Source organism: Psychrobacter sp. NPDC077938 (assembly GCF_044542635.1).
Lineage (GTDB): Bacteria > Pseudomonadota > Gammaproteobacteria > Pseudomonadales > Moraxellaceae > Psychrobacter.
Genome location: NZ_JBITUW010000003.1, coordinates 176,458 through 190,140 on the forward strand (window position 1 = coordinate 176,458; position 13,683 = coordinate 190,140).

The window sequence follows — 13,683 nt, forward strand, 5'->3', positions numbered from 1 at the left end:
GGTAGTAACAGTTCGGTAATAATTTTCAGCAATCCGAATCCATCCTGAATAAATCTAAGTATCTTCTCCCAATAAAGAAGCCCCAATTTAAAAATAAATTGGGGCTTCTTCTATTAAAAGCTTAAATAGCAGTCTTAATTTCACCTGCTTTTAGTCACCTTTTACAATCTTAGGTGGCCCTTTTAGCAGATGCTCGTCAGCAAATTCATCTGCCGAGTTGTGATCTGCTGATTCTTCAGTAATATAATGCTGCTGCGCTCTATATAGTATCAGTCGATCGCGACTCAAGCCACGCAGTAGCGCATACATCATGGCAAATATAACCAAAGCAAATGGCAGTCCTGCTACGATAGCGGCTGCTTGTAACGCGCTTAATCCACCAGCAGCTAACAAAACAGCAGCAATGACGCCTTCAGTGCTTGCCCAAAATAAACGTTGAATCTTTGGCGGATTGGTATCACCACCTGCGGTCAGCATATCAATGACAAAACTTGCTGAATCTGATGAGGTCACGAACCACAATATAATCATAATCACAATCATGAATGTGATGGGTTGCGCCAATGGATAGTACTCAACCAATTTAAAAATGGCACTACCAAAATCTGTTTGTACCGCCTCGACCAGTCCAGGACTAACCAACGCTGGATCAATAGCAGCGAGCAGCTCCATATGGATAGCAACACCGCCGAAAGTTGAAAACCAAAAGAACAATATGGTCATAGGGATAAGTAATACCCCAAGTACGAACTCTCTAATCGTACGACCACGGCTGATACGAGCAATAAACACGCCGACAAATGGTGCCCAACTTACCCACCACGCCCAATAAAATATCGTCCATGCTGACTGCCAGTTTGCCTCACCTTCATAAGACTCACCCCACAGACCTAATGGCACAACCACTGAAAGATAGTTGCCGATATTTTCTAGGAAGCTATCAAAAATGAAAAGCGTCGGCCCTAAGACGACCATAAAACCAAGCAGAATAGCCGTTAAGCCGATGTTTACATCGCTTAGACGCTTGATACCCTTATCCAAGCCCATCATGACAGAACATGCGGCCAAAGCAGTAACAAAGGCAATCAGAGCAATTTGTATTGTGAGATTATTAGGAATACCAAATAATTTCTCAAGCCCTGAGTTAATTTGCATCACTCCAAGACCGAGTGACGTCACCACACCAAACATCGTACCGAATACGGCTAAGATATCAACTGCATGACCCCACGAGCCATATATCTTTTTACCCAATATAGGATAAAGGGTTGAGCGAATCGATAGTGGTAAGCCACGGCGAAAATGGAAATAGGCTAAAGATAGCGCTACAATTGCATACAATGCCCAAGCATGTAAGCCCCAATGTAAGAAGGTAATATTCATCGCCTGCTTGGCGGCTTCTATCGTTTCCTTTTCACCGAGTGGCGGTGCCATAAAGTGATATAAGGGCTCTGCTGTACCCCAGTAGACAAGTCCAATACCGATGCCAGCAGAGAACAGCATGCCGATCCACGAAAATAGACTGTACTGTGGTGTCTCAGTTTGAGCACCAAGGCGAATATCGCCATAACGGCTCATAGACAAATAAACACAAAGTCCTAAGGCCACATTAACGAGAATAATGAAAAACCAACCAAATTTATCGGTAATAAAGCCTTGTAAAAAACTGAACAACGTACCGGCAGATTCAGTAAAAAAAACGCCAAGAACAATAAATGTAATAATCAGTAATGCTGAAGTTAAAAAAACAGGTTTACTTACTCGCGGAAAAGGGCCTAACCTGCCAACTTTTACATGATCCATAGGTGTGTCCCCAAAAAAGAGCGTAACCATACCAAGGTATGAACGAATCACTAAATATAACACCATGTAAATACTGCCGAATGTATAGAAATCGTAGTAACATTGCAGCAATAATATTTCAACAATCTGAATTTTCCTGAATAAATTTAAATATCTTTACCCAATAAAGAAGCCCCAATTTAAAAATAAATTGGGGCTTCTTGTATCAAAATCTTAAATAGCTGTCTTGATGCTATCTACTTCTTAGTCACCTTTAACAATCTTAGGTGGCCCTTTTAGCAGATGCTCGTCAACGAACTCATTCGCTGAGTTATGGTCTGCTGATTCATCCGTAATAAAGCCTTGCTGCGCTCTGTATAGAATCAGACGATCGCGACTCAAACCACGCAGTAGCGCATACATCATGACAAAGACTACTAAGGCAAACGGTAGTCCTGCTACGATCGCTGCCGCCTGTAGAGCAGACAGTCCACCAGCCGCTAGTAAGATAGCAGCGATAACGCCTTCTGTCGTCGCCCAAAATAAGCGTTGGATTTTCGGTGGGTTGGTATCGCCACCAGCAGTCAACATATCGATGACAAAGCTAGCAGAATCTGACGAGGTCACAAACCATAGCATAATCATGACGACAATCAGTAGCGTAATCGGTTTTGCCAATGGATAGTACTCAACCAACTTAAAGATGGCACTACCAGAATCTGCTTGTACTGCTTCAACCAATCCTGGGCTAACACCTGACACAGCAGAAGCAAGCTCCATATGAACAGCAACGCCGCCAAAGGTGGTAAACCAGAAGAACAAGATAAGCATTGGAATCAGTAGTACACCAAGCGTAAACTCACGGATAGTACGACCACGAGAGATACGAGCAATAAAGATACCAACGAATGGTGCCCAACTAACCCACCATGCCCAATAAAATATCGTCCAACTACTTTGCCAATCTGTCCCGCTATAAGACTCACCCCATGTACCTAGAGGTACAATCACAGTCAGATAGTTGCCGATGTTTTCGATAAAACTATCAAAGATAAATAGCGTTGGTCCTAAGATGACCATAAACGCTAATAAGACGATAGTGAAACCAATATTGATATCACTTAAACGCTTAATACCTTTATCCAAACCCATCAAGACTGAAGCTGCTGCTAGCGCTGTGATGAAAGCGATCAAGCCAAACTGTACGGTAAGACTGTTAGGCGTACCAAACAGCTTTTCGAGTCCAGAGTTGATCTGCATAACCCCAAGCCCGAGCGAAGTAACCACACCAAACATCGTACCAAACACAGCCAAGATATCGACCGTGTGTCCCCAACGACCATAGATCTTTTTACCAAGTAAAGGATACAAAGTAGATCGAATCGATAATGGTAGGCCGCGACGGAAATGGAAGTACGCTAAAGATAGCGCTACAATCGTATAAATCGCCCAAGCGTGTAGACCCCAGTGCATAAATGAGATATTCATCGCTTGCTTTGCGGCTTCTACTGTCTCTGCATCGCCCATTGGTGGTGCCATAAAGTGATACAACGGCTCTGCTGTACCCCAATAAACTAGACCAATACCAATACCTGCAGAAAATAGCATGCCAATCCAAGAGAACAGATTGTACTGCGGTCGTTCTGTTTGGTTACCTAGTCGAATGTCACCATAGCGACTCATTGCCAAGTAGATACAAAGCGCGAGCGCGGTATTAACTAGAATAATGAATAGCCAACCAAACTTATCGGTAATAAAATTTTGTAAAAAACTAAAAACAGCCCCTGCTGTTTCGGTGAAAAACGCACCGAAAATAATAAAGCCAACAATCAGCAGTGACGATGTAATAAACACAGGTTTACTTACCCGCGGAAAAGGTCCTAATCTGCCTACTTTTACTTCTTCCATGTGCAAGTCTCAAATTTCAAGGAACGTTACCTTAACAAAATAGGTCTTAACTATCAATCTATTACAAAATAAAACTTGATAAAACTATTAATTTACTCTAAAAGGATTGAGCGATTTTATTAAAATAATTAAATATACAGGTAGATAAATACGTCATTAATTCGATGCTATCTAGATGTTATTTGGGTAATAATCTGAGTAATTGTGCATTATTACCATCTTCAAGTGTCCACACTTGCCCGTCTATTGCTAGCACACTGCGTACACGCTCACCCATGTCATAGCGATAACGCTCAGCGGCGGTATTGTCTTCGCTTATGCCAACTACGATAAGCGCTTTAGACGATAAACCACTGATAAGCATATTGCCCTGCCAGCTAGGAAAGTCATTATGAGTACCAGCCGCATAGATGCTCATAGCAGATGGTGATATGACAGGTGTCCAAGTAATTTTGGGTGCTGCAAACTCTGGCTTTGTATCATGGTCAGGAATGTCCAAACCTGAATAATCGCGGCCATTGGATACCACTGGCCAGCCATAATTGTTACCCTTCTCAATAATATTAAATTCATCGCCACCTTTTGGTCCCATTTCGTGCGCCCACAGCTGTCCACTATCGTCAAATGCCATACCAAGCACATTGCGATGTCCGATGGTCCAAAACTGTTTGGCCAACTCATTATCAGTAAACGGATTGTCTGTCGGGGTGTTACCGTCAGGACTCAACCGTATTATCTTACCCAAATTACCATTCATGTCTTGTGCTGGGTCTTTATCTTGACGCTCACCTGAGCTGATATACAGATAGCGCCCATCAGGAGAGAACAGCAGGCGATGACTATAATGTCCCTGCCCTGTAACTTTCGGAGACTGTTGCCAGATAGGCGTGATATCTTGCAAGGTAGGTGTGGCTGTCTCTAATCCTGAGAGTGTCGCCTTGATAACTTTAGCGCCAAATTTATTGCTATCACTTCCTGTCCCTGCTTCCGCGTAGCTAAGATAAACGGTATTGGACGTCGCAAAATCTGGAGCCACGATAATGTCTCCTAAGCCGCCTTGACCACCGTAAGCAACTGTAGGAACGCCTTCGATTTTGGTCTTATTACCCGTCGCTGTATCTACGATAAATAGCTCACCTGTTTTTTGTGTTACTAGCAATTTTGGCGCTTTGCTATCTGCAGTGGGTAACGCTGTCATAGCCCAAGGCTCATCAAAGGTAGCGATTGCTTTAGTCGTAAAGTCAGGCTTGCTAGTCTTTGTTTGTGTAGTGGTTTGTATGGCGGTTTGAGCATCGTTATCTGAACTGAAAACTTCTTTAGACTCTGTTGGGGTACTTTTATTATTGCTAGGACTTACTACTGAAGAGTTGGAGCACGCGGCAGTGCTAAACAGCAATGCTGCAATGATTAGCGGCGAGGTTAAAGGTATATTTATACGTTCGATATGGGCTGTCATCGTTCTGTTTCTCCATTCAGTTGATACTGGTACTATTAGTCATTGATTTAGTTATAGCATAGTCCTGATACTTAAGAGATATTGAAATGGTAAAAAAACAGTAACGTAAAACGCGCCTTATAAATAAAGACCCCTTACCTACGATTGTAGATAAGGGGTTTGTTTTAAGCGTACAGTTGGGTTATAAAGACGTCAAAGCCAATACGATTAGCTCATTCTAAGCTTATCAAAAGTTAGCTTGTCATCGGCACCTACATCGACTTTAATAATATCACCAGCGACAAAATCACCTGCCAATAGTTTCAATGACAATGGGTTTTCGATCTCTTGTTGAATGGCGCGCTTCAAAGGACGGGCACCATAAACAGGGTCATAACCCACGGCAACCAATTTATTCATCGCATCGGCTGACAGCTCAATATCCATCTCACGCTCTTGGATACGCTGACGTAATCGATCTAATTGAATATCCGCAATACCTGCCATCTGCGACATACCAAGCGGATGGAAAACTACGATTTCGTCAATACGGTTGACGAACTCTGGACGGAAATGCTGCCCAACAGAATCCATTACTTCCGCTTTGATATCCTCATAGCTTTCGCCAACCATCTCTTGAATTTTATGCGAACCCAAGTTACTGGTCATGATGATAACAGTGTTCTTGAAATCTACCACCCGACCTTGCGAATCGGTTAAGCGACCATCGTCCAATACTTGCAGCAAGATGTTGAACACATCAGGATGCGCCTTTTCTACTTCATCGAACAATATGACGCTGTATGGCTTACGGCGTACTGCTTCAGTCAACGTACCGCCTTCTTCATAACCGACATACCCTGGAGGAGCACCCACTAGACGGCTGACACTGTGTTTTTCCATATACTCACTCATGTCGATACGTACGATTGCATCTTCAGAGTCAAACAAGAAGTTTGCTAGTGACTTAGTCAGCTCGGTCTTACCAACACCAGTAGGTCCTAAGAATAAAAACGAACCAGATGGACGATTTGGATCAGATAAGCCCGCTCGGCTACGACGTACCGCATTGGCCACCGATTCGACCGCTTCGTTTTGACCAATGACACGCTCATGGAGCTTTTCTTCCATTGCGATCATTTTGTCACGCTCGCCTTGCATCATTTTGCTGACTGGAATACCCGTCGCGGCCGCAACGACTTCTGCAATTTCGTTGTCAGTGACTTTGTTACGTAACAATTTGACACCGCTACCTTCACCTGTCTGCTCTTTTTGCTCAGCCAAGTCAGACTCATGAATACGACGTTCTAACTGCGGAATAGTTTCGTATTGCAGCTTACTCATGGTCTCATAATCGCCTTCACGGCTAGCTTTGTCATAGGCAATACGAGCTTTATCTAGCTCGTCTTTTAGCTGTTGACTGCCTTTGACCAGTGCTTTCTCTGCTTGCCACACTTCATTGAGATCAGCATACTCTTTTTCCAATTCAGCTATTTGCGCATCAAGCACTTTTCGTTCTGCTTGCGCGCCAGCATCCTCTTCATTTTTGAGTACTTCACGCTGCATTTTTAGCTGAATCAAACGGCTATCAAGCTTACCTAGTGATTCAGGCTTACTATCCATCTCCATGCGCAAACGACTGGCCGCTTCATCAATCAAATCAATCGCTTTATCTGGTAGCTTACGGTCAGTGATGTAACGATGACTCATACGCGCAGCAGCGATAATGGCACTGTCTTGAATATCAACGCCATGATGCAGCTCGTAACGCTCCTTTAGACCACGTAATATCGCAATGGTGTCTTCGACCGTTGGCTCATCGACCAGTACTTTTTGGAAACGACGCTCAAGTGCTGCGTCTTTTTCGATGTATTTACGGTATTCATCCAACGTTGTCGCCCCAACACAATGCAACTCACCGCGTGCCAATGCAGGTTTTAGCATATTACCCGCATCCATTGCCCCTTCAGATTTACCCGCACCAACCATCGTATGCAGCTCATCGATGAATAGGATGACATTGCCTTCTTGCTTGGCCAAGTCGCTCAATACGCTTTTGAGACGCTCTTCGAACTCACCGCGGAATTTTGCCCCAGCAATGAGCGCACCTAAATCTAATGACAGCACTTCTTTACAGCGCAGTCCTTCTGGTACGTCACCATTGATGATTTTTTGTGCCAAGCCTTCGACGATAGCCGTTTTACCAACGCCCGGCTCACCGATGAGCACAGGGTTATTTTTGGTACGGCGTGATAGCACCTGAATAGTACGGCGGATCTCTTCGTCACGGCCAATCACTGGATCTAGCTTGCCAAGCTCTGCTTGTTCAGTCAGGTTAATCGTGTACTTGTTGAGTGCATCACGCTGATCTTCTGCGTTTTGGTTATTCACCGTATCATCACCGCGCAATTGCTCAATCACCACTTTTAACTTGCTTGCCGTTACGCCAGCACTTTCAAATATCTTTTTGGTTTCGCCTTGCTCAGCGAGTGCCAACATCACCCACTCTGTTGCGATAAAATCATCGCCTTCTTTTTGAGCCTGACGATCTGCCAAATTCAAGATTTTGACCGAGTTTGGGTTTAGGTTAACGTCACCTGTCGGCTCCGAAATGGTCGCCTGGTTATCTAGAGCTTTGGCCACGCCATTTTTTAGTGCTGGAATAGAAGCACCTGCTTGTTGGCAGATAGATAAATTAGACTCATCTTGCAGCAACACGGCAAGCAAATGTACAGGATCGATACCTGTATGATCGCGACCTAACGCTAGGCTCTGTGCTTCTTGAATGGCGGACTGCAGTTTTTGAGTAAACTTCTCAAATCTCATGTCTATATCCTTTTATAATTGGTATTCTCAGTAGCACCTCTAAGGATTATCTTAGTCTAGTGCCCACTGTTATCTGTCACTTATATAAGGTATATATACATCTATTTCAAGACGATTGCTAAATAAAACCTTACTTAAAACAATGATATTAATTATTAATAATATTTAAATGAGCTATTAATATCAGTTAAAGGTAGTTAGTAGATAAGTTATGCCATTTTATCAATGATAAATTAAAAATAAATCTCCATTGAATAAGGTAATGAATAATGCACCTACTTAGTATAAATTAGATAACAATCCGACTATTCTACTCCACGATTTCGATAGGAATACCAAGTGTCACCGCTGCCATAATTTCATCCATCTCGTCATTGGTAACCGCGATACAACCATCTGTCCAATCACGTCGTTGATTAAACAATGCCAAAGACCCAAAGCCATTCATTTGCCCATGAATCATGATATCGCCACCTGGATTGACCCCCAATGACTTTGCTCGTGCCTTGTCCTCATCATTGGGATAGCTAATATGGATAGAGCGATGGGCAATAGAGTTCTCATTTTTATAGTCTAATGTATAAATCCCAACGGGCGTACGCTGGTCGCCTTCTTGTTGCTTGTGACCTGATGGACTGTCCCCTAGCGCAATACGATACGACCTAATAACTTTACCATCGCTCATCAGTTTTAAGATACGGTCTGATTTGTCGACAAAGACTCTATCAATGACTGTAGAAGGAGGAATGGGGTTTCTGGATTTTGAGGTGCTTTTGACATAAGCAATAGCGCTGGTGCTGACAACGGCAGCAAGACTAAGACCAATGATAACGGGCAACCAAGGTGTACGCTGCTCATTTGATGAGTAAGATTTTTTATGAAAAAATGGCATAGACTCTGATTCCCATAATTAATTTTTTGTCATTAATCATATGTATCAAAGCACTATGCCAGATTCTGTAGATACGTTTTGTGCAAAAGTGATGAATCACTCACTAGACTGCTACACCATGCGAATCGCACCATCTAAGCGAATAACTTCACCATTTAGGTAAGCATTATCGATGATATGAGTCACCAATTTGGCAAACTCATTGGGAGCGCCTAAACGTTTAGGATATGGCACACCTGCTTCTAGCTGCTCACGTGCCTTTTCAGGAATACTGTCCATCATCGGCGTGGCAAAGACACCTGGTGCGATTGTCATCACGCGAATACCATGGCGTGCCAACTCGCGAGCAAGTGGCAAGGTTAGACCAACCACACCTGCTTTAGACGATGAATAGCTGGCTTGACCTACTTGTCCGTCAAAGGCTGCTATAGAGGCTGTATTAATAATAATACCTTGATCTACATTCTTCTCTACATGGTCACCTGCACTGCTGTCATTCGTTATGCGCTTGGCAATGCTAGCAGCGACCAAACGGGCAACGTTAAATGAACCAACCAGATTGATATTGACCCCACGGCTAAATGCCTCAAGGTCTGCCGGATTGTTATCGCGATCTAGTAGTTTTTGTACCACTACGATACCAGCACAGTTGATTGAACCTTGTAGGCCACCGAAAGCTGACTCTGCCATCTCAACCGCTGATTGTACTTCATCACCGTTAGTGATATCACAGCGTACAAAGCGCGCACTATCACCCAATTCAGCGACCAATGATTGCCCAGCAGATTCATTTAAATCAGCGATAACGACGTTACCACCTTGATCTACAATCGCGCGAGCCACTGACTCACCCAAACCTGATGCCCCGCCTGTGACCAAAAAGCTGTTTTCTTTAACTTGCATGATTATTCCTTTAAATTTTTGCTTCTTATTAGATATTTTTCTATTAAATTTATGTACGCTTTACCAACTCATTTATGCAGCAGACAGACTACGCAGCAAAAAGCGTTGTATCTTACCACTTGGCGTTTTCGGCAGTTCTGTCACAAACTCGACCTCACGTGGATAGGCATGAGTGGATAGGCGTTTACGTACCAGCTCTTGGATTTCTTTGGCGATTTGCTCACTGCCTTCGATGCCATCTTTTAGCACCACATAAGACTTGATGGTATGGCCGCGCACTTCGTCTGGCACGCCTACCGCCGCAGACTCTGCTACTGCGTCATGCTCTAAGACGGTATTTTCGACATCAGTAGGCCCTACGCGGTAACCTGCGGTAATAATAATGTCATCATCACGGCCTGAGAACCAGTAGCTGCCATCACTATGACGCTCGACCACATCGCCTGTCAGATAGTAGTCATCTACAAAGGCTTGTTTTTCGTTCCAGCTATAGCCACGGAAATAAAACGCAGGTGACTGACTGACCACGACTGCTAACTGCCCTTGCTCACCATCGGGTAGTACATTCATATCATCATCTAGTACGACTAGCGTATGACCTGGTAGTGCCATACCCATCGAGCCAACTGGACAGTCATGCGCCAGTGCATGATGTGCACAGCAAGTCATGCCAGTTTCTGTTTGACCATATTGGTCTTTGACTTGGCACGCCAAATAGGTCTCGACCCAGTTGACCACTTCGGTGTTCAGTGTCTCCCCTGCTGAGTTGGCGCAGCGCAAAGACAGCTTGGCATTGGTATCAAGGTCAACGTCATTGTTGTCTTTATTATCAAATACGCCGCTAGATTTCATCATTCGAAATGCCGTCGGTGAAGAGGCTAAATTGGTAATCTTGTGACGTACCATAAAATCACGGGTATTAGTCGCGTCAAATCCTGCCTCATTAAAATAAGTGGCGATGCCCAGTAGCAGAGGCCCTGTAATGGCATAGTACAAGCCATATGCCCAGCCTGGATCTGCCATGTTCCAATATTGATCATCTTCGCGTAGATCGATGGCATAACGCATATATAGGTAAAAAGCAGGTAATGCGGCTAACGGAACGCTGACGCCTTTTGATTTACCAACCGTGCCTGAGGTAAACATTTGCAAAAATGGCGCATCCGTATCGAGCATCACTGGTTCGATCGTTTGCGACTGCACTGCCATAGACTGGCTGTAATGATCGTCACCCCACGTCTGAGCATCTTCTATACTGCCGACCAATACCATTTTGGTTTGCTCAGCCAAATCTTCAAACTTGCTGCGATTTTCTAAGTTAGTAAAAACGACTTTGGTATCGGCTTTATCCATCCGATATTTGATTGAGTCATAACCAAAAGCAGTAAATAGCGGCTGATATACGGCTCCGATACGCCATGTTGCCAATACAACGGTTAGCAGCTCGGGCGTGCGCGGTAGCATAGTCGCTACTTTGTCGCCCGCTTTTACCCCATACGACTGTAGTAAGTTAGCGATTTGAGCACTTGCTTTGTCAAGCTCACCAAAACTCATGCGTGTTATGTTGCCTGCTGTGTCTTCGTGTACTAACGCAGCATTGTCAGCGCGGCCATCGCGTACATGGCGACCACAGCAAGCCATATAAGCATTTAAACGATCATCCACATGCTCGCCAAATATTTCTGACAGCAGTGTATCCATATCAAAATTATTATAGTAATCGGTATAGTTTTTTGGTGTGACGGTAGTATCTGTATCAATATTCGTCGGAGTTTGAGAGGCGGTGTTCATAAGCTAATCCTTTAGCAATATCAGGTCACTGGTAAAATGGTGAAATAGTAAAATGGTATTTATGATTGCAAAACGGCCACATCCTATAGACCGTTTCATAGGTTCGTATTTATCATGCTCTATTAGTAACGCATTTTTACGTTTATTTCAATACATAACGTATCATTTTTATTTTATAGAAATAGAGATAATCTATAACTAATTATCATTAATTCGTTATAAATCCGCAAAGACACCTACAATCAATAGCCAAAGTACTGCCACATATTTTCAATTTCCTATTAAAGAATTAACACTTCAATATTATTGTCTAAAACCTCACACTTAAACATCAGCTCTTAAAAACCCTAATAACGCTTTCTCTTCACAGCTTTGGTATTTCTTAGTTCGACCGCGGCGCGCTTGTTTGTAAGTTTCAAAAAACTGTCCTGCCAAAAAACGCTCAATGACAATGGGATGAATATAAGAGGCACGGCATACGGTCGGCGTGTTGCCCAGCTCTGCTGCCACACTTTTTACCATATCAGTAACTAATTGCTGTCGCTCAGTGCTTTCTGGTGCACTGGCTAGTATGCTAGCGCCTGCAGACGTTTGTAGCTCATCATATAGGTAGCTTGCTGCAAGTACACTTGCCATCCATGTGCGAAAATCCTTTGCGCTGTACAGTTTACTTTCACAGTCCATGCCGCACGTATGCATCCGTAAGTAGTCATTGATATCACTACTGTCAACGACTTGCTTATGACCGTTGTCATTTAAGTATTTGAATATTTGATAACCTGGCAGTTCAGAACATGCTTGCACGATGTCAATCAATCGCTCATCTTGCAGCTCAATATGATGCTCTTTTGCACTTTTTCCGACGAAATCAAACGCCAGTCCATTGTCGGTTTCACTAACATGCTTACTACGTAACGTACTTAGACCATAGCTTTTATTTTGTTTGGCGTAGCGGCTATTACCAATACGAATCAAAGTGGTCTCTAGCAATTTAACAACGGCAGCAAGCACATTGGTGCGTGACAGCGACTCTGCTTCCAAATCTGCCTCCACCTGCGCGCGTAGATTGGGCAGTGCCTCTGCAAATCCTATCATCGCATCAAACTTTGCTTGGTCACGGATGTTGTTCCATGACGGATGATACAGATACTGTTTGCGCGATTTTTCGTCTCGCCCTGTTGATTGCAGATGGCCTCGTTCGTCTTGGCATATCCACACCTCTGACCACATAGGCGGTATCACCAATGCATCAAAACGCTGACGCAATGCTTTGTCTTTGACCGTGTTGCCTGTTGCATCACGATAAGTAAAGCCGCGACCCCAACGTCTACGCTCGTAGCCTGGTTCATTGTCACTCACATAACGTAAATTAGCACGGCGTGCGAGATGCTCGTAATCATGACGCACGTCTTTAGTCATTGTTTGCTGGCTTGTCTGTAATTTTACCTTTGTCATAAACCTGTATACCTTTGAGAATTCATGGTTTTAGCATAATTAATGACGGTAGTTTTTGCTGTTTATTTGGCACAGACAAAGTGTAATCCTGTGTAAAATACAATAGTGATAAGGGTTCTAAGTGCTGCACTTTTGAGGCATAATTCAGCACTACTTACGACTTAAGTTTAGTAAAATAAAATGAATCATTTATCAGTAGAAGTAAAACTGCTAGCTCTAGCCGATTACGATTCGTGGTTAAATTTATGGCAAAACTATCTAACATTTTATGAGACCAGTTTGCCAATGAGCACGATTGATACAACATGGCGCAACTTGATAAATAATGACGTCGCTACCTATGGAATTGGGGCGTGGAAGGATGATATTTTGGTAGGTTTTACTCATGTAGTAATACATCCAACGACTTGGAGTAGTACGCCATGTTGTTATCTACAAGATCTCTATGTCAATGAGTCTGTACGTGGAAAGGGTATCGGACGGGCATTAATTGAAGCGGTATACAACTTTGCTGATGAAAAAGGCTGTAATCACGTTTATTGGAAAACTCAAGAAAGTAATGCTGATGCACGCCAACTGTATGACAAAGTCGCAAGCTTAACGGACATGGTGCAGTACCGTAAAAACTTATAGTTTTTTATAGTTCAGAAATAAAAAACGCCAAGCATAAAATACTTGGCGTTTTTCGTTT

At 43.4% G+C, this 13,683-nt stretch carries 9 protein-coding genes; 1 reads left to right on the plus strand and 8 read right to left on the minus strand.

Features of this window, described 5'->3' with window-relative positions; translation table 11 throughout:
- Window positions 1–150: 150 nt before the first annotated feature.
- From ACIGBM_RS06685 to ACIGBM_RS06720, 8 genes are all read right to left on the minus strand, one after another.
- Window positions 151–1,803: a BCCT family transporter gene (locus tag ACIGBM_RS06685; RefSeq protein WP_397477205.1), complete on the minus strand. Its 1,653-nt coding sequence runs from the start codon at window positions 1,801–1,803 to the stop codon at window positions 151–153.
- Between the two features lie 243 nt (window positions 1,804–2,046).
- The gene (locus ACIGBM_RS06690) at window positions 2,047–3,690 is read right to left on the minus strand and encodes a BCCT family transporter (protein WP_191113839.1); all 1,644 of its coding nucleotides are present in this window, start codon (window positions 3,688–3,690) and stop codon (window positions 2,047–2,049) included.
- A gap of 178 nt (window positions 3,691–3,868) precedes the next feature.
- Window positions 3,869–5,146, minus strand: coding sequence for a PQQ-dependent sugar dehydrogenase (locus ACIGBM_RS06695; protein ID WP_397477206.1), 1,278 nt, complete (start codon window positions 5,144–5,146; stop codon window positions 3,869–3,871).
- Between the two features lie 207 nt (window positions 5,147–5,353).
- Entirely contained in the window at window positions 5,354–7,951 is a 2,598-nt protein-coding gene (clpB, locus tag ACIGBM_RS06700) for an ATP-dependent chaperone ClpB (RefSeq protein ID WP_397477207.1), read from the minus strand.
- 310 nt (window positions 7,952–8,261) lie between these two features.
- Complete coding sequence (locus ACIGBM_RS06705) at window positions 8,262–8,843, minus strand: murein L,D-transpeptidase family protein (RefSeq protein ID WP_397477208.1); 582 nt, start codon at window positions 8,841–8,843, stop codon at window positions 8,262–8,264.
- Between the two features lie 111 nt (window positions 8,844–8,954).
- Window positions 8,955–9,746: an SDR family NAD(P)-dependent oxidoreductase gene (locus ACIGBM_RS06710; RefSeq protein WP_397477209.1), complete on the minus strand. Its 792-nt coding sequence runs from the start codon at window positions 9,744–9,746 to the stop codon at window positions 8,955–8,957.
- Between the two features lie 72 nt (window positions 9,747–9,818).
- Window positions 9,819–11,537 (minus strand): AMP-binding protein, encoded by a 1,719-nt coding sequence (locus ACIGBM_RS06715; RefSeq protein ID WP_397477210.1) that lies wholly within the window; start codon window positions 11,535–11,537, stop codon window positions 9,819–9,821.
- Window positions 11,538–11,861: 324 nt separating this feature from the next.
- Window positions 11,862–12,992 carry a DNA topoisomerase IB gene (locus ACIGBM_RS06720; RefSeq protein ID WP_397477211.1) on the minus strand — a complete coding sequence of 377 codons (1,131 nt, stop codon included), beginning with the start codon at window positions 12,990–12,992 and terminating at the stop codon, window positions 11,862–11,864.
- Window positions 12,993–13,172: 180 nt separating this feature from the next.
- Between ACIGBM_RS06720 and ACIGBM_RS06725 the strand changes: the two genes are divergently transcribed.
- Complete coding sequence (locus ACIGBM_RS06725; RefSeq protein ID WP_397477212.1) at window positions 13,173–13,625, plus strand: GNAT family N-acetyltransferase; 453 nt, start codon at window positions 13,173–13,175, stop codon at window positions 13,623–13,625.
- The last annotated feature ends 58 nt before the right edge of the window (window positions 13,626–13,683 follow it).